This window comes from Limnoglobus roseus (genome assembly GCF_008254045.1).
Classification (GTDB): Bacteria; Planctomycetota; Planctomycetia; order Gemmatales; family Gemmataceae; genus Limnoglobus; species Limnoglobus roseus.
Genome location: NZ_CP042425.1, coordinates 6,002,602 through 6,019,478 on the forward strand (window position 1 = coordinate 6,002,602; position 16,877 = coordinate 6,019,478).

At 63.7% G+C, this 16,877-nt stretch carries 15 protein-coding genes; 7 read left to right on the forward strand and 8 right to left on the reverse strand.

The genetic code is table 11. The annotated features are described in order from the left end of the window. Nucleotides 1-285: 285 nt before the first annotated feature. On the reverse strand, nt 286-477 hold the full coding sequence (locus PX52LOC_RS41735) for a YqaE/Pmp3 family membrane protein (protein WP_178132571.1): 192 nt from the start codon (nt 475-477) through the stop codon (nt 286-288). Between the two features lie 104 nt (nt 478-581). Further along, nucleotides 582-1,622, reverse strand: a complete 1,041-nt coding sequence (locus PX52LOC_RS25310) for an HD-GYP domain-containing protein (protein WP_149112697.1) — start codon at nt 1,620-1,622, stop codon at nt 582-584. A 752-nt stretch (nt 1,623-2,374) separates the two neighbouring features. Between PX52LOC_RS25310 and PX52LOC_RS25315 the strand changes: the two genes are divergently transcribed. From PX52LOC_RS25315 to PX52LOC_RS25330, 4 genes are all read left to right on the forward strand, one after another. Then, entirely contained in the window at nt 2,375-2,932 is a 558-nt protein-coding gene (locus tag PX52LOC_RS25315; protein ID WP_149112698.1) for a hypothetical protein, read from the forward strand. A gap of 400 nt (nt 2,933-3,332) precedes the next feature. Continuing rightward, nucleotides 3,333-3,848: a hypothetical protein gene (locus tag PX52LOC_RS25320; RefSeq protein WP_149112699.1), complete on the forward strand. Its 516-nt coding sequence runs from the start codon at nt 3,333-3,335 to the stop codon at nt 3,846-3,848. Between the two features lie 238 nt (nt 3,849-4,086). After that, complete coding sequence (locus tag PX52LOC_RS25325; protein ID WP_168219196.1) at nt 4,087-4,728, forward strand: 3-keto-disaccharide hydrolase; 642 nt, start codon at nt 4,087-4,089, stop codon at nt 4,726-4,728. A gap of 725 nt (nt 4,729-5,453) precedes the next feature. Further along, entirely contained in the window at nt 5,454-7,034 is a 1,581-nt protein-coding gene (locus PX52LOC_RS25330) for a DUF6798 domain-containing protein (protein WP_149112701.1), read from the forward strand. Nucleotides 7,035-7,089: 55 nt separating this feature from the next. Here the strand turns inward: PX52LOC_RS25330 and PX52LOC_RS25335 are convergent, their stop codons facing one another. Together PX52LOC_RS25335 and PX52LOC_RS25340 are read right to left on the reverse strand one after the other, a co-directional pair. Then, entirely contained in the window at nt 7,090-8,895 is a 1,806-nt protein-coding gene (locus tag PX52LOC_RS25335; protein ID WP_149112702.1) for a multiheme c-type cytochrome, read from the reverse strand. 80 nt (nt 8,896-8,975) lie between these two features. After that, nucleotides 8,976-9,815: a hypothetical protein gene (locus PX52LOC_RS25340; RefSeq protein WP_149112703.1), complete on the reverse strand. Its 840-nt coding sequence runs from the start codon at nt 9,813-9,815 to the stop codon at nt 8,976-8,978. A gap of 5 nt (nt 9,816-9,820) precedes the next feature. Here PX52LOC_RS25340 and PX52LOC_RS43450 point away from each other — a divergent pair, with 5 nt between their 5' ends. Both PX52LOC_RS43450 and PX52LOC_RS25345 read left to right on the forward strand, forming a co-directional pair. Continuing rightward, nucleotides 9,821-9,946 (forward strand): hypothetical protein, encoded by a 126-nt coding sequence (locus PX52LOC_RS43450; protein ID WP_261345038.1) that lies wholly within the window; start codon nt 9,821-9,823, stop codon nt 9,944-9,946. Between the two features lie 99 nt (nt 9,947-10,045). Next, on the forward strand, nt 10,046-10,378 hold the full coding sequence (locus tag PX52LOC_RS25345) for a hypothetical protein (protein WP_149112704.1): 333 nt from the start codon (nt 10,046-10,048) through the stop codon (nt 10,376-10,378). Between the two features lie 6 nt (nt 10,379-10,384). Here PX52LOC_RS25345 and PX52LOC_RS25350 read toward each other — a convergent pair whose 3' ends face one another. From PX52LOC_RS25350 to PX52LOC_RS25365, 4 genes are read right to left on the reverse strand one after another with little or no spacing between them, the layout of a single operon-like run. After that, nucleotides 10,385-11,149, reverse strand: a complete 765-nt coding sequence (locus tag PX52LOC_RS25350; RefSeq protein ID WP_149112705.1) for a UvrB/UvrC motif-containing protein — start codon at nt 11,147-11,149, stop codon at nt 10,385-10,387. Further along, nucleotides 11,149-13,893, reverse strand: a complete 2,745-nt coding sequence (locus PX52LOC_RS25355; protein WP_149112706.1) for a M16 family metallopeptidase — start codon at nt 13,891-13,893, stop codon at nt 11,149-11,151. The genes PX52LOC_RS25350 and PX52LOC_RS25355 overlap by 1 nt, the downstream gene beginning before the upstream one ends. Before the next feature lie 50 nt (nt 13,894-13,943). After that, nucleotides 13,944-14,966 carry a low-specificity L-threonine aldolase gene (ltaE, locus tag PX52LOC_RS25360; protein WP_149112707.1) on the reverse strand — a complete coding sequence of 341 codons (1,023 nt, stop codon included), beginning with the start codon at nt 14,964-14,966 and terminating at the stop codon, nt 13,944-13,946. 45 nt (nt 14,967-15,011) lie between these two features. After that, on the reverse strand, nt 15,012-15,629 hold the full coding sequence (locus PX52LOC_RS25365) for a hypothetical protein (RefSeq protein WP_149112708.1): 618 nt from the start codon (nt 15,627-15,629) through the stop codon (nt 15,012-15,014). Nucleotides 15,630-15,773: 144 nt separating this feature from the next. On the opposite strand from PX52LOC_RS25365, the gene aroC reads away from it, so the two are divergent. Further along, nucleotides 15,774-16,853, forward strand: a complete 1,080-nt coding sequence (gene aroC / locus PX52LOC_RS25370) for a chorismate synthase (protein ID WP_149112709.1) — start codon at nt 15,774-15,776, stop codon at nt 16,851-16,853. Nucleotides 16,854-16,877: the final 24 nt, after the last annotated feature.

The following is a 16,877-nucleotide window of genomic DNA, read 5'->3' on the forward strand; positions in this document are numbered from 1 at the left end:
TGGCATTCTCTGTAGCGGATCTCGCCAACATTCTGCATCCTTTTTTGTCAGACTGCTTACCCCCGCCAGTCTAACATTCCGCTTTGCATCACACGTGCGAGCGTCGGTTTACCAAAACTGATTATTTTCTACGACTACCCACCTAAAACAGTTCTTCGACCTACTCGCCGTCCAACCTACGGATCGTGACTTGAGAGCGTTCCTGACGACGCACGCTTGGGCCACCGAACCGGGCAATCGACCCTCTCTTGGTGATCGAGGCGGCTCTCCACGGCACCCGTTCGCCTACGCACCCATCGCGCGAAACACCGGCTCGTACTGGCGGCAGACGGTGTACCGTTCGACCTCCCGTCGCGCGTAAAGGACGCCCGGTACGAACAGCAGTAGCGTTAGCCCGGCAGTCTTCACCGCCGCACGGGGCTGGCCGGTCGCAAGGACGGCAACGGGCGGGCAGAGGATCGAGAGAATGGTCAGCATCGGAAGTCCCAGTGCGGTTCGGGCGAGCTTAACCTAGCCGGGCGAACGTGAAGGCGTGCTGAGTCCGGGCTGAGAGATTGGTGAGAGACGCAGAATCCCCAACCTCAAGGCGAGCGGGAAGTGCCGACCTCGATTCTTGCGGCTGGGACGACATCGACGCACTTCGGCAAGGACTCCGAGGTTGCTAAAGTGTTGGCAACCACCTCGAAGAACGTGTGAACCAAGTCCGGATCGAGACCTCCCCCGGCTGCATCCTTCTCCATCATCGACCGGCACAGGTCGTGCGACATTGCCCCTCGATACGGGCGAACGGAAGCGAGGGCGTCGTACACGTCGGCCACGGCCAGCACGCGGACGAGGAGTGGGAGCGTTCCCGCGGGCAAACCGTCGGGGTACCCCGTGCCGTCCATCCGCTCGTGGTGCCAGCGGATTAGCGGGATGAGACTTCGGGCCGAGCGGAGCGGCTCCACGATCCGCGCCCCTTCCGTCGTGTGCTGCTTCACCACGGCGTACTCCTCCGGGGTGAGGCGGCCGGGCTTGTCCAGGATGGCGTCCGGCGTACTGATCTTCCCGACGTCGTGAAGGGCGGCCCCGCGGCGGAGCAGTTCCCGGTCGGTCTCGGGCAGGCCGAGGCGGGTGGCCAAGGTGATCGCGTATTCACCCACCCGGTCGGAGTGGGCGTGCGTGAACCCGGACTTGGCCTCGATCGCCCGGACCATCGCGTACATGACCGATTCGGTCGAGTCCCGTTCGTCCACCAGTCGCTTTTGGCGGATCAGCGACCGGCACCGCGAGACGAGTTCCACGGATCGGAACGGTTTGGTCAAGAACTCGTCGGCCCCGAACTCCCACGCGGTCACCCGGGCGTTTTCTAGGTCCGTGCCGGTCAGTATAAGGACGGGGAGCAACCGGGTCACCGGAGCCGCCTTGATCCGGCGGCAAACTTCCAACCCGTTTAGGCCTGGCATGTCAACGTCGAGGACGACGAGTTCCGGCCCCCGCGCGGCGATCGCCGCTAACGCCGCCGCCCCATCCGCCGCCACGGAAACCTCATAGCCCTCCTTCTCCAAGAGTCGGCGCACGAAGGTGGACACGACTGGGCTGTCGTCCACCACCAAGATGCTAGCTGGCGATTCGGAACTCACAGTCGGGTCAGTCCCAGAGTCATTCTAAAATCGGGTCTTCCGTGCGAATGTTCGCCGTCCGGAAGACCCGATTTTACTCATGAAAATATTGATTCGCCCGATGGCGTCATGGTGAGAGGCTAAAGTTCTCTTGACCAATCGGACTAGAAGGTCATGAAATAGTGTGATTGCATAATTTTTCTACTGGAGCTGAGGTAAATTCGATTACACGTTTGTTATTTAGTTTGATAATTTCAATTGGATCGCCCGGTACCTCCATTACGCGGCGTTCGGCCTAACAGATCACCATCCGCCGGATATCGGTACGGACAGCCTCTTGGACCGGATCTGCCGCTTGAAGGTGAGGATGAAGAAATCGGCTTCGGACTTGATCCCGCTCCTTGACGAGCGTCGGAAACTGCTCGACAATTTGCAAGCCTTCTGAATAGAAGGCGGCTGGACAGACCGCAGATTTCCGGCTGCTCCGAGGGCGTTTCAATGTCTAACCACTCTTCCGACGCGGGGATGATGAACGTAACCTGCTGTCACGGTCAGATGAAAGTTGCCCCCGTATGGTCGTAAGTTATTCGGACGGACACGACGGGTGTGCGGCGACTGTCCCGCGGCTGCGGTACATGATTGAGAGGGCAACCGATGACCCTCAACGAGATCGGGGCTGCATATCGGCCTGACTTGGGAGCGGGTCCACTGCATCAAGGGCGAGCGATTGCCGTTCTCTGGGTATCGCGGCCGGGGGCCATCGAGGGCGGGCGATGACGGAGGCGGAGTGGCAAACCGATTCGGACGCGAGTTGGATGCTCACGTGGTCGCGATCGCGGTTCCATACTCGCAAGTTCCGATTGCTCGCCTGTGGTTTTTGTCGCCGTCTGGATCAGTTCCCCACTATGCAGATCGAACCCGCAATTTTGGAGATCAGTGAACGCTACGCGGACGGGGAGACGGGCACCGAGCAGTTCGAAGCCGTTCGCCGTCAGATCGACTGGACCAAGCCCGGCACTGCCAAATACGTGGTTTATTCGGACGCGGCGACGGCGGCCGAGATCGTCAGTCGGTACGGCATTCAGGAGTACGCCGAGGCAGCGGCCTCGTCGGCCGCGATGCGCGCGTTGAGCGAGGAAGGTGACACTGCCGATGAGGCTCACGCGGCGGCCGAACGCGCTCACGCCGCAACTCTTGCCCGCGCCCGCGGGGAACAATCTGCGGTCCACGTCGCCCTCGTTCGATGCGTGCTGGGGAACCCGTTCCGCTCCATGACCTTCTCCCCGTCCTGGCTCACGCCGACCGCCGTTGCACTCGCGGAAGGCATCTAAGAGGAGCGAGCCTTCGACCGTCTGCCGATCCTCGCGGATGCGCTGCAAGACGCCGGGTGCGAGGACGCCGACATCCTGAGCCACTGCCGCGGTGATGGGCCGCACGTCCGCGGGTGCTGGGTCGTGGACAGGTTACTGGGCAAGGGGTGAGGTGACGGGGACTTGACTTGCGATTGGCGGCGCGGTCGAATGAACCGAGCGGTAACGAGCCCACTCGACAAATGAGTCGCGCGACGCCAGATGGTGGGACGAGTTGCGTGCCGGCCGCAGATGCGCAGGTGGTGTGCGGCTCTAATCCGTGGTTCGGGTTTCCTGGTCGGCCGAGCGGATGGGCCGGATAGATTCCGCATGCGCAATCCGATCGCGTTCGCCGAGGTTTCATACTCAAAGGAGTCGTCCCGTGAGTTTCATCCGACATCAGTTTGATGACGCGGGCGTCCGCGCCTTGCTCATCCGCAGTGAAGGTCGGGTGTCCCCGCACGGGCCCGGCACCAAGGCCGGCCACGCCGGCGGCCGCCACGTCGCCATCACGCGGCAGGGGCTCAACGACCGGGACCTCAACCCGGCCACCGCCTTCCTCACCCTGGCCGACCAGGCCCGGGCCGCCACCGCCGCCCTCAACCACCACCAGGGCCAGGGGGCGTACGACTTCCTGATGCGGCAGGCCCGCACCGGCCGCCGCGTGATCCTCGAGGCCGCCATGCCGACGACGCCGGTGCGGTGCGGGACGGTTCACCGCAACTGGACGCAGCCGATGGCGGTCGTCTGCCTGATCCTCGACCGCCTCGCCCAAGGCGATGGCGACGGGTTCCACATCCATACCTGTTACCCGGTGCTGGAATACCGCGTCGGCTGCCCGTCGTGGTGGGTGGAGGGCACCTTCCAGTTCCCGTCCGGGAATGCCCGCCGACCGTAGCAACGCCCCAGCAAAGCGTCCTAGCTCTGACCAGTTTGGTTGTTGCGGCCGCGATTGAGGGCCGGTACGCTTGGGGCAAAATGCCTGTCGTGTCGTGCGGCTGAATCCTGAATTTGGCGTTACAGTGCGTTCCCAGGACATCGCGAAAGGAGCGGTTCTCGTGAAGTCGTTCGTACCCCCTCTCATGGCCGGATTTGCGGTCCTTTGTGTCCTCGCGAGTCAAAACCGGGACCGGGCTGTGGCGGTCGATCCCCCACGTGGTACGGATCAGGCGAAAGAGTACCCCGGGTGCAAGCAGATCTTCAACGGGAAGGACTTCGAGGGGTGGGAGGCCGACGCATCGACGTGGACCATTACCGACGGGGCCATGCGCGGGGTCGGGGGCAAGTCCCGCCTCGCGTACACGAAGGCGGACTACGGCAGTTTCCGGCTCATCTTCACCGCCCGGATGAGCCCGGTGAACGGCGACCACCTCGGCGTCCTGTTCTGGGGCGACCGACCGGCCGACTCTTCCCGGCCGAAGATCGACAACGCCGGCTGGCTCCAGTTCATGCCGCCGTTCGGGGGGATGTGGGACTACCACCCGCCCAAGCACCACGACCTACCGCACAAGACGCTGGCAGCCGGGTCAAGGGATTCCGCAAAGTGGTCCACGACGGAGCTGCTGTGCGATCTGGAGAAGGGCACCATGCGGGCGGCTGTGGACGGCGTAGAGACCGTCCGGTACACGCACCCCCATCCCGGCGAACGGAAAGACCCCGAAAAACGCATCGTCTCCGGCCCGATCGGGATGTTCCGACACGGCGGGGGCGCGTCTGAGTACAAGGCGATTTACGTCGCGGAGAATCCGAAGGGTGACAAGCTACTGACGGTAAAGTAGCACCGGACGGGATAACGCTAACGGTGTCTTCAAACACGTGACCTGGCCGAACGGGTAGGGCCGAACCAGCCGCCACTAACACCGACGGCATCTTAACCCGTTACTCGCCAGGATCGTACAGGGGATTTAGATCTTGCCAGCCGAGGCCGACTCTAACCGATCCGGCGTCCGGTGCGGAGTAGGCAACGGTTCGGAAATGATCTGCTTCGTCCACTTTCGTTGTTGGAAATCACGGTCTGCACGAGCAAGAATTCGTTCGACCACTCGAATCCTCCTTTCGCTCACGTCAGGTATTCCACGGCGATGTCGATCACGAGAAGCCTCGCGGGTTTCTTCGATCGCTTCGTGGGGAAGATGACCGATCGGCGCTCACCTTGTCGAGCCGCTATTTGGCTTTCGCGCTTCCGAGTGGCCCCGGGTGGGCGAATCAAGATAATTCAGGAAGCACACGCGGAGGTATTCGCGGCCGCCGCACGTGTAGGGAAAGGGGTTGAGGTCGTCCATAATTGAAGATTGAAGCTCCTGCCTGGAGTTAATCCCTGTGGAAGAGGCGATTCACTGTGAGTCTTACGGTGTAGTTGTCTGAATTAGAAAGTTGTAAAGTCAATAATTGAAATAACTTGCGGCGTGATTCGTGGATCGGATCCGGGGTGTTTGCTCTCTTTTCCCAGGGGTTGCAGGCTTCCGGGAGCGGTCCTCGACTGCCGTGCTCTTTGGGGTGATAGGTGCGCTTCACTCTCCTCGCCGGCGGCGTCTTCGCGGTGGCCTACACGCAGTCGCCGCTGTTCTACTCGAATCAGAATCAGTACCTGCTTCACGGCTTCGCGGGGACCCCGCACTGGGGCCATCTCGCCAACGACTGGTTGGCGAACACACTCGACCCGACGCCGGTCTTCTCGACAGTAGTTTCCGCTACGGCGGGCAACTACCCGTGGTTCTGGGTGCCGGTTTTGTACACGACCGTGCTCGTCGGCTACGTCGCGGCGTTGGTCGCCCTCGTGCGCCGGCTTCCGCGAAGGCCAACTACGCCGGCGGGCTGGGCGTTCGCCTTCGGGCTTTTGCTGCTGACTCACGCGGCCTTGTTCCGCTGGTTGTCGGTGCAATTGACCGGCGTCGATTACCCGTGGAATTTTCAGTGCGGCGTCGCGAACCAGTACGTCCTCGGTGCGGGATTTCAGCCGTCCGTCTTCGGTGTGTTCCTGGTCAGTTCGCTCGCGGCGTTCGCCTACGGCCGGAGGGCGGTGGCCGTGGCGTTCGCGGGGGCGGCATGCGCGATGCACTTCACGTACCTACTGCCGTCAACATTTCTGTTCCTCGGCTACCTGACCGCGACGTGGAAGGTCGAAGGGCGGCGGGCGGCGCTGTGGCTCGGGTTGCTGATGGCGGGCGGCTTGTTGCCGGTGGTCGCGTTCAACGCGATTCGCTTCCAACCGACCGACGCCGCGACGTTCGCCGAGGCGCAACGCCTGATCGTCGAGGTCCGCATCCCGCACCACTGCCTGGTGCAGAAGTGGCTGGACCCGGTCGCGGGGTTACAGATCGCCTGGGTGGTTCTGGCCATCGCCCTCGTCCGCCGGACGCCGACCGGGTTGGTCTTGGCCGTGGCGGCGGGAACGTCAATCGTGCTCTCGGCACTCGCCGCCGGTACGGGGTATCACCTGTTGCTGTTGTTGTTCCCCTGGCGAATCTCGGTCGTACTCGTCCCGGTGGCGACGGCCATCGTCGTCGCCCGTCTCGCCGCAGGACTGGAAACAGTTCGTGTTCCGAAGGCCGTCCTGCAATGGACGGCAGGCGCAATCATCGCCGCATCGTTCACGGCCGGGATTGCGTTCCCGCTCTTGAACGTCGGCTACGCGATGAACGACACCGTCGAGGCGGGCTTGCTCGATTACGTCAACCGCACGAAGAAGTTGGGTGACGTGTACCTGATTCCGACGCGCGTCCCGGCCGTGTCCGGCGGGCGTCGCGGTTCTCGCTCCACGACCTTCACACCGCCACCGCGGCCGGGCGGCAACCTCATCCCGGTCGATCTTCAGCGGTTCCGGTTGGCCGCCGGCGCACCGATCTTCGTCGATTTCAAAGCGATTCCCTATGCGGACCGGGAGGTGTTGGAGTGGTACCGTCGGGTTCTGCTGGCCCAGCGGTGGTACGAGGAACGAAATTGGGCCGCGCCAGAAACACTCCACGGACTGCGGGCGGAAGGCATTTCCTGCGTCGTCGTGCCCGCGGATCAGCCGATCGCGTCGAGGGTTTACCGCGAGGAGTACGCCGACGAGTCTTTCCGCGTGTACCGGCTAGAACCGTAAATGCAGCGGGCCGCGAGGATCACTCGCGGCCCGCAAGGACATCATTTGACCGCTGTTACTTCGCTCCCGGCGGCAGGCCGTTGGCGGCATTGGCGGCAGGGTTGCCGGCCTTGAAGCCGGAGTGCCAGATCTGGGGCATGTATTTGTAGAAGTCGAACTTCGGGTCATTCTCTTGGTCGTGGCACCGCATGCACCGGGCCGAGACGGCGTTGATGAGTTGCTGCTCGGCCGGCTTGATCTGTACCGGGGCCGGTTGGCCCGGCTTCAATTCACCAAGTTTCTCGATCACGGCCTTCGCGGGGAGTACGTCAGTCGGCTGAGACTTCCACTTGCTCAGGCTTGCCAAGAGCGCCTTGTTGTTGGGTTGGGTGACGTGGCCGCTGCCCGGCCCGTGACAGCTTTCGCAGCCGACGTGCTTCAACTGTGGGGTGGCTTTCGCGTCGGTGTAGCCGGTCTGGTAGCCAAACCCGATGCTGTGGCACTGCACGCAGTCGCCGTCGAACTGCCGATTGCCCGGCCGTGTCGCCGCTTCCAGGGCTTCCATCGCGTGGCTGTGCTTACTCTTTTTCCAAACATCGAACTCGTTGACGTGACACGTCTGACACTTCTCGGACCCCACGAAACTCAGGTTCGCGGCCGGGTTCTCGATCTGCGCCTCGTGCGGGATCGGCTTGGCCGTGAGCTTCGCGATCAGGTTGTCCTTCTTCACCTTCCCGGTGTACTCTTCCATCAGTTGGAGGGCGGCGTTCAGCTTCGCTGCGGCTGGTCCCGGCGGCGTGAGAAACTCTTCGCCGAGCGGGACGAGTTGATACTTCAGCTCGTAACCGTTGCCGTTCTTGAAGACGCCGATGACGCCGACGTTTTGCCCCTTGTGGCCGATCTGGATGACGAACGTCTGGCCGTTGTTCTCCACCGTCGGGAACTGAGGCGGCTCGGACTCCTCGCTCTGGCAGAGGATGACGTTGAACTGGGGGTACTTCTTGGCCAGATCGGGCGTGTCGTCCTTGCTGCCGTCGTAGAGGAGCACGTTGATGACCGGCTTCTTCGGATCGGCTTGCATGGCCGCGATCACACCGGGCAGGGTGTTGTCCACCTTGGCCACGGAAAACGTCGGGTCGATCTTTTGAAGCTTTGTTGCCACGTCCGGCCCGACCACCCCGACAACGCCAACGGGTAGGTGCGGCAACGCCTTCCCGGTCGCCTTGGCGTCGTTCGACACGACCTCATAAGCCTCGACCATCGGCCGCTGGCCGGGCACGTCGAACAACTTTTCGCGGGGGACAAAGGCCCCCTGCGCGTCCTTGCTCCCGAGGTTGGCGGCGAGGATGATCGGCGGTTGGCCCGACTTTTGGAGGGTGTACTTCGCGAGGAGGTTGAAGAGTTGTTGGTCGAAGTCTTGCACGCCGAGGCCGACGGCTGAGTAGCCCATCTCGGCCAGGGCCTTCATCGTGACCTCGTACTTCAAGTAATCCTGGTCCTGAATCTTTTTCGGCGGGGCCACATCGCCCAGGTCCACGGCCATCACCGGCCAGCCCTTGGCCCGCAGGTCTTTCAGGAAGTTCGCCCGGCGTTCCAGCCCGCCCTTTTGCGGTCGGCTGCACCCGCACGGGGACATGTAGCCGTAGGTCTGGCCGGTCAGCACGATGGCGACTTCCGGCGTCACGCCCTTCGGCCACGTCGCGAACAGGGGCACGCCGCCGACGGTGATCTCGCCGCCGACTGTCTGAGCGGCCGGCGGGTTCGGCATCATGCACCGGGCGGCCCAGAAGCCGGTCGGAAACGTCAGCGCCAACAGAATCAGCGCGGTCCAACGGAGCGAGAATCGCTTGCGGGGCGGTGCCGGCGGTTGTGCATCGTGCATAGGTGGTGTGTCTCCAACAGGTACCTACTCAATACACGATTTCGGCCCCGCTCGTAAAGGGCAGGGGAGAGCAGTCCGGATCAGCGGCCGTGGCCGGAGACTTGGATGCGGATGTTGGTCGGATTCGGCCCCTTCGTGCGGAGGTAAATGATTCCCTCCCACGGCGAAGAGCGGCCTTCCTTCGCCGGGATTTGCACGGTCAATGGCCAGTAGGTGCGGCCCGCTTCGGCGGTCGCTTTGCCGAGCGTCACCTTCAGGAAGTTTGGCTGGGTCTGGTCCGCCACTACGTCGATGTCGATGTCTTTCTTCTCGGTCCAGAGGCGGGCCTCTTTCTTGTGGGCGACACTGCTGTCGTAGCTACCGAAGTCGATCTTGGTCGCACCTTCCAGTTGGATCACGCCCGCGACAGTTCCCTGAATGTGAGCCCGGAGCGGCTTCTTGAGGGTCACGCCGGGGCCGCCCGACACGTACACTTCCCGGTCGAACGCCCCCACGTCCATCGTCCTGCCGCCGGCTTCCCGCGAAACGGTGACCGGGATGCGGTAGCCGCTCCGGTAGTAGATTGGCGGTGGCGCTTGGCCGGACGGGGTGGCAGGCGTTGAGGCCGACCGGGAGTATTCCTCCAGGCTCTCGGACGATAGCGGTTGCGGGGTGCCGATCGTCACGTGCTGGTCGTTGTTGCTCACTGCCAGCACGGGCAGAGGCACGTTGTCCCGCAGGGCGGACAACCCAACGATGTCCACCGTCTGCGAGGGATTGCCCTCGGTGAGCGTGCCGACGTTGAACTCGGTCTTCAGCAGTTCCAGGGCCTCGCGGCCGCCGGAGTAGACCGTGAAATTGAACGGCTGCGGGAGAAGCTTTTGGCCCTTCGCGTCGTAAGCGTCGAAGTAGGCGTGCCGGGGGCTGGGGGGTACCGACATCTTTCATGTCGAAGCCGAGTTCCAGCAAGGCCCAGGTCGGCCCGGTCGTCTCGGACGCCGGGGGCAGTTCGAAGCGATTGTTGGCGTTACTGAACTCGAACTCGTGCCACTTCAACTTCTCCCGCAACTGAACCCAGGCGATGCCCGACAGGAGGGCCGTGGTCGGCAAGGTCGGTGGGAGTGAGCCGGAGAGCGTTTCCTGGGCGTAAGTCTTCACGAAGTCCGCCGGGATGACGGCGGCGGAAGCGGACGTGCAGAGGGCACAACTCGGCGTCAAGGCCGTAAGGTACACCGGCGACGTCCGCGGGTTGCGGATCATGAATCCGACGCGGTTCTGCTTGCCGGACGTGCCGATCTCGAAGTACCCCGCGTACTGCTCCGCGTTCGGGACTTCCAGGGGCGGGATCGTTTCGACCTCGGAAGTTTCTTCCTTCGCCTTTTGCGGGGCCGTGAACTGCGACATGAACGTGACGCCGAACACCATCAGGACGACCAACACGATCGGCAACGCGGTCTTCAGCGTGGAATTCATGGCCTCTTCCCGGAGTTCGAGCGGTGTCTAGCGGTGCTTACGCCCCGCCGGAGGATTCGGTTCGCCGCTCCCCCTTCCGGCGGATCGTGTCGCGGAGCCGGGCGGCCGTCTCGTAGTCTTCCTTCTCGACCGCCTGGGCGAGTTGTTCTTCCAGGGTTTGCTTCACCCCGTGCTTCTGGCGAATCTCTTCTTCCAGGTGGGCCAGCTGCGCGAGCATCGGGTCCGAATCCGGCTCGGCATCGGGGTCGGAGGAAGTCAGGAAGGCGCGAATCTGATCGGCCCCGCGGCGAAGGGCGTTGACCGCCCCCTCGGCATCGTCGTCCTCGGCTAGCGCCGCCGCCTCGGCCTGGGAGCGGTGGAAGAGGACGAACCCGCGGTACTGCTCGTGGGCCTCGGTGAACGCTTCCGACGGCGAGTGGTCGCGGACGAAGTCCATGAACGACAGGGTGTGGTCGGCGTCGGTGACGGCCCGGCCGTACTCGCCGAGGGCCAGCCAGCAGATGCGGCGCTGGTAGAACTGCATGAACTCGCGGTCCGACTCTTGCGCCTGCTCGTCGGTGATGGTGAACTGTCGGCCGGCCAGTTCCGCGGCCATCGCCTTCGACTTGAGGTAGTCGAAGTAGGTCGCAAAACTGTGCGGCCGCGACCCGTCGGGCCGGTCGGCCAACTCCATTTGTAGGATGCCCAGGTCGAGGCGCATTTGCAGCACCTCGCGGCCGTCCTTCGCGTTGATGAGGCGGGCTTGCAGCAACCCCGGCTTGTGCTCCCAGCCCTTTAACGCACTGTCGATGTCTTGGCGCATTATTGGTCGCCCTTCTTCGAGGACGCTGGTTTCTTGACGAGAGGCTTCCCCTCGTCGTCGATCGGCCCGCAGGCCACGATGACGAGCTTGTTCGGGTGCAGGTGCTTCTTCGCGACCGCCAGCACGTCTTCGGGCGTCACCGCCTCGACGGCGGCCCGGTACTTTTCGAGGACGTCCAACCCCAGGCCGTACCGTTCGACCGCGAGGAGTTCGCCGGCCACCTGGCTGTTGCTCGTCAGACGGAAGGCGAGGCTACCCAATAGATAATTCTTAGCATCTTCCACCTCGGTTTTCGTGGCCAACTCGTCGCGAATCCGAAGGAACTCCTTCAGGAACCCGTCGCGAACCCAGGTGAACTTGTCGGGGAACGTGCCGATGTAGGCGGTGAACGTGCCGACCTGTTCGCCGGCCGAGTCGCTAATCATCGCCCGCACGGTGTAGGCCAACCCTTGCCGGTCGCGGAGGGTGGCCGACAGTCGGTCCGTGAAGCCCGGCCCGGTGCCGAGGACGTTGTCCATCACGAGGAGCTTGTAGTAGTCGGGGTCGTTCCGCTTGATGCCGAGGTGGCCGATGAACACGTGGGTCTGCGACGCCGTCGGGTCGCTGATGACCTTCTGCTCTTGCTTCTCGCGGGTCGGCGGGGCAGGCACGTCCGGCTTGGCGTCGTCCCCCTTCTTCCAGTTCGCGGTGAGCTTCTTGACCTTTGCGGTCATCTCGGCCGAATCGAAATCCCCGACGACAACAACGGTCGTGCGGTTCGGCACGAAGACGGCCTTGTGGAACGCCTTGCACTCGGCGGCCGTCAGCTTCGCGACGACTTCCTTCTTGCCGTGCGCCGGCCGGCCGAACGGGTGCGAGCCGTAGACGAGGTGGCTGAACGTCTGGCGGGCTTTCGTCTGGGGTTGCGTTTCCTCGTCGCCGATGGTGGCGACGAGTTGCTCGCGGCGGGCTTCGAGTTGTTCCTGCGGGAACGTCGGTTCGGTCAGGCACTCGAACATCAGGCCGAGGCCGAGATCGGTGTCGGGGGTCAAAACCTTCAACGACCCGCCGCTCGACGACATCGACAACGAACCGCCGGTGTCCTCCATCAGCGTTGCGATCTCCGTCCCCTTGTGCTTGGCCGTGCCCTCTTCCAGCATCTCGCCGACGAGCGCGGCAACGCCGGCCTTGTCGGCCGATTCCAGCAAACGCACGTCCGCGACGAACGCTCGGGCCACGACGATCGGTAGGCGACGATTTTCGAGCAGCAGCAACTTGATGCCGTTGTCCAGTTCAATTCGTTTCGCGTTGGCGAGCGAGAAGCCGCCGGCCCCGCCCGCGGCTTTACGGGAGAACGCCCGGCCCGGCGTAGACTTCTCGCGGGGGGTACTCGGCATCGCGGAGGTGGACTTCTTGTCGTCCGACGGAACGGACCAGACGATCACGGCCGACTGTTCTTGCAGCAACTTCGCGGCGACCTTCTGAATGTCGGCCGGCGTGATGGCGAGAACCTTGTCGAGGTAGGTCGTGAGGTAGTCGAGGCTCGTGTTCGTCGCCGCCTTCGCAATTTGATCCGCGAGGCCGTGAACGCTCTCGTTGCCGAAGATGAAGGCCGCGACCAGCGTCCGACGGGCACGCGCCAGTTCCGCGTCCGTGATCGGCTCGGTGGCGAGTTTCTTCAGTTCCGCGAAGACGAGTTGCTCGATCTTCTTGCGGTCCTTGCCCTGGAGGGCTTCCACGTCCACGCTGAACCAACCGGGGTACCGGCCCGCGTTGTTGGCCGAGTTCACGTCGGCCGCCACCCGCTCGCCGTCCACGAGTTGCCGGTAGAGCCGCGAGGTCTTGCCCGAACCGAGGACGAGGCTGACGAGATCGAGCGTGTAATCCTCCGGCGTGCCGACTTCAACCGTGTTGAAGCCCATCATCAGCCGCGGCACGTCGAACTTCGACGTGAACTCTTTCCGCACGATCTCCTTACGGGGCGGGTGCTGCGGGGCTTCCTTCCGCGGCGGCAGGTCGGCCTTCGGGATCCGGCCGAAGAGCTTCTTGATGGTGGCCATTGCGTCATCCGGGTCGATGCCCCCCACGACGACGATCGAAGCGTTATTCGGGTGATACCACTTGTCGTAGTGCCGCTTGATGATCTCGGCCGTCGCCGACCGGACGTGCGCTTCCTCGCCGATGACGGGGTGCGAGTACGGGTTCATCTTCGGGTACAGCAACGGAAGAATCGTCTTGTATTCCAGGTCCCACGGTCGGTCTTCGCCGCCCTTCAACTCCGAGATGACGGCCCCTTTTTCCTGCTGGAACTCGTGCTTCGCGTCGATGCGGGTGTTCCGCATCCGGTCGGCCTCGATCTCCAGGCCGATCTTCCAGCGGTCGGCCGCGAAGTCGAAGTGGTAGACAGTCATGTCCTCGCTGGTGTAGGCGTTGTTCGCCCCGCCGTTCCGTTGCGTTGCCCGGTCCACGTCGCCGGGCATCAGCTTTTCCGTGCCCTTGAAGAGCAGGTGTTCGAGGTAGTGCGATAACCCTGTTTGATCCTTGTCCTCGTCCCCAGCCCCGACCTTGTACGCGACCATCGTCGTGACGACCGGCGACGTCGGGATCGGCAGCAGGTACACTTTCAAGCCGTTCGGCAGCGTCTCGGAGCGGATCGACTTGAAGAGTGCGTTCGCGGTCGCCGCCAACTTGGCTTCGGGGGCATCGGCCGCGGACAGGGCGGGCGTACCGAGCAGCAATAGCGGCAACACGTATCGGATCAACATGCGGTGTCCTTCCTGGGTCGGGTCGTCCGCGCCGGGTCGTCGTGAGAGGATCAGCGTATTCTACGGATCACCTGGGCCGCGCGTTCGCATTCTTCCCGGCCCACGTCGAGGTGCGTACACATGCGAATCGTCTGGCCGTCGAGGGCGGACGCGCGAACGTTTTGCTCCCTCAGTTTCGCCACGACCGCCTGGGCCGAACCGTGTCGCGGATCGACTTCGAACCAGACCATGTTGGTCCGCACGTCCGCCGGCGTGAGCGTGAACCCTGGTACGCTCCCGACCGCATCAGCGAGCAACCGAGCGTTCGCGTGATCGTCGGCGAGCCGATCGAGGTGGTGGTCCATGCCGTGGATGCAGGCGGCGGCGAGATAGCCGACTTGACGCATCGCCCCGCCGAAGAGTTTCCGCAACCGCCGGGCCTTCCGCATCAAGTCGGTACTTCCCACGAGGGCCGACCCGACCGGCGCGCCAAGGCCCTTGCTGAACGCGACCATGATCGTGTCGAAGTGCCGGCCCCATTCCGGCCCGGAAACGCCGGACGCGACGATGGCGTTCCAGAGGCGAGCGCCGTCGAGGTGCATCGCAAGGCCGTTCGACCGTGCCCATGCGGAAATGGCGGCGACCGTTTCCAGCGGGTAAATCGTCCCCCCGCCGCGGTTGTGCGTGTTCTCCAGGCTGACGAGCCGGGTGCGAACGCTGTGCATGTCGTCCGGCCGGAGTTTACCTTCGAGTTGTGCCGCGGTAAGTAGGCCGTGTGTGCCGTCGATCGGCCGGCAGGTCGCGCCGCTGTGAACGGCGACCCCGCCGGCTTCCCAAAGGACGATGTGGCTGGTCGATTCGATCAGAATTTCGTCGCCCGGCTCACAGTGGGTGCGGATGGCAACCTGATTCGCCATCGTGCCGGTCGGGAAGAAGACAGCGGCTTCGTGGCCGAAGAACGTCGCGACCTTCGCTTCGAGCGCGTTGACGGTAGGGTCTTCCCCGTATACGTCGTCCCCGACGGGGGCAGCGGCCATCGCCGCCAACATGCCGGGCGTCGGCTTTGTGAGGGTATCGCTGCGCAGGTCGATCATGGCGTAGAACCCATCGAGAATGGGTTCATGATATGCAGGGCGGACTTACTTTTTCTCGTCCTTCGTCGCGTCCTCTTTGCGGTCCTCGATAAACCAGCGATCGTTCACCTTCGTGAAGAAGATCGCCTTCCCCTTCGCGTCTTTGAGTGTGACCTTGGCCCCGTCGGGGGTGTTCGTGAAGTCGCCGTCGCGGAGGAACCGCTTCATCTCGGGGATGAGACTCGTGTCGCCCGCGAACTTCTGCCGGACTTCTTCGATGGCCGCCTTGAAGCCGCGAACCTTGGCTTCCGCCTTCACGAACTGGGCGAACGCCATTGGCTCGAAGGGCAATTTCTCCTCGGACGCCACGTTGATCGGGTTCGCCCGCTGCTTTTCGCGGACTTGTTGCAAGTCCTTCTCGACCTCATTTTCCAGCAGTCGCCCGTTTTCCGCCGCCCGGGCTTCCGTCACCTTCGGGTCGATGAGGTGGGCGACCAGTACGTCGAACCGATTCTCCTCGACGGCTTTGATGGCCGATGTGAGAGTTTCTTTCGCGGTCGTCTGCGTGAACGTCCGCGTGTTGATGGCGATCCCGTACCGCGGGGCGACCTTCGCTGCCGTCGTTTGAGCCGCCGCGAACGCCGGCAGGGTCAGGAGAATCGTTACCGTCCACACAGTTCGCATGGCTTCTCTCGCGGGGCCGTGGCCGATACCACCACTTTACATCATCCTCGCGCGGCGGGGCAGTGGCCGGTTTTTCGGGCACGGTCGCGCAACTTTTCTCGCCACGCGGGTTGCGTGTCGGGGTTGGTCGGTATAATCCGCAGCATGGCAGGCAACACCTTCGGCAAACTGTTCCGCGTCACCACCGCCGGCGTCTCGCACGGCCCCGGCTACCTGTGCATCATCGACGGGTGCCCGGCCGGGCTGGACCTGTCCGTGGAGGACTTGCTCCCCGACTTGGCCCGTCGAAAGCCGGGGCAGTCGAAACTGACCACCCAGCGGGACGAGGCCGACCTGCCGGAAATCTGGTCCGGCATCTTCGAAGGGAAGACCGACGGCACGCCGATCGGCATTTCCTTCCGCAACGGCGACCAGCGGAGCGGCGACTACGGCGACATCAAGGACAAGTACCGCCCCGGCCACGCCGACTACACCTTCGACGCGAAGTACGGCTTCCGCGACTACCGCGGCGGCGGCCGCACGAGCGCCCGCGAAACCGTGTGCCGCGTGGCCGCCGGGGCCGTGGCGAAAAAGCTGTTAGCCCGCGAGAACATCCGAGTTCTCGGCTACGTGAAGCAGGTGGGAAGCGTCATCGCGGACATCCCCGACCCGACGGCCGTGACGCTGGAGCAGGTGGAAGCCTCGCCGACGCGCTGCCCCATATCGGCGACCGCTGCCGAAATGGAATCGCTGATCGACGCCGTGCGGATGGACCGCGACAGCATCGGCGGGGCGTGCGAACTCGTCGCCGTCGGCGTGCCGCCGGGCTTGGGTGAGCCGGTCTTCGACAAACTCAAGGCCGATTTGGGGAAAGCGTTGCTCTCACTGCCGGCGGTGCTGGGCTTCGAGTACGGGGCCGGCTTCGCGGTCGCAAGCATGCGTGGCAGCGAGAACAACGACCTCTTCTCGCCGAACCCGATCCACACCGACACGAACCGCCACGGCGGAATGCTCGGCGGCATCTCGTCCGGCATGCCGATCGTCTGCCGCGTGGCGATCAAGCCGACGAGCAGCATCCCCCGCAGTCAGAAGACCGTCACCCGCAGCGGCGAGCCAACGGACATTCTCGTCCGCGGCCGGCACGACCCGTGCCTACTGCCGCGATTCGTGCCAATGGGCGAGGCCATGATGGCACTGGTCCTGATCGACCACCTCTTGCGATCACGCTCCAGCAAACTGAAATGACCCAAAAGCCCAGGCACGGCCGTG

Excerpts from the sequence above, each read along its gene's own strand:
- PX52LOC_RS41735 (WP_178132571.1), bottom strand. The coding sequence starts at position 477 with ATGCTGACCATTCTCTCGATCCTCTGCCCGCCCGTTGCCGTCCTTGCG.
- PX52LOC_RS25315 (WP_149112698.1), top strand. The coding sequence starts at position 2,375 with ATGACGGAGGCGGAGTGGCAAACCGATTCGGACGCGAGTTGGATGCTC.
- PX52LOC_RS25335 (WP_149112702.1), bottom strand. The coding sequence starts at position 8,895 with ATGCACGATGCACAACCGCCGGCACCGCCCCGCAAGCGATTCTCGCTC.
- PX52LOC_RS25340 (WP_149112703.1), bottom strand. The coding sequence starts at position 9,815 with ATGTCGGTACCCCCCAGCCCCCGGCACGCCTACTTCGACGCTTACGAC.
- PX52LOC_RS43450 (WP_261345038.1), top strand. The coding sequence starts at position 9,821 with ATGTCGAAGCCGAGTTCCAGCAAGGCCCAGGTCGGCCCGGTCGTCTCG.
- PX52LOC_RS25345 (WP_149112704.1), top strand. The coding sequence starts at position 10,046 with ATGACGGCGGCGGAAGCGGACGTGCAGAGGGCACAACTCGGCGTCAAG.
- PX52LOC_RS25350 (WP_149112705.1), bottom strand. The coding sequence starts at position 11,149 with ATGCGCCAAGACATCGACAGTGCGTTAAAGGGCTGGGAGCACAAGCCG.
- PX52LOC_RS25355 (WP_149112706.1), bottom strand. The coding sequence starts at position 13,893 with ATGTTGATCCGATACGTGTTGCCGCTATTGCTGCTCGGTACGCCCGCC.
- ltaE (WP_149112707.1), bottom strand. The coding sequence starts at position 14,966 with ATGATCGACCTGCGCAGCGATACCCTCACAAAGCCGACGCCCGGCATG.
- PX52LOC_RS25365 (WP_149112708.1), bottom strand. The coding sequence starts at position 15,629 with ATGCGAACTGTGTGGACGGTAACGATTCTCCTGACCCTGCCGGCGTTC.
- aroC (WP_149112709.1), top strand. The coding sequence starts at position 15,774 with ATGGCAGGCAACACCTTCGGCAAACTGTTCCGCGTCACCACCGCCGGC.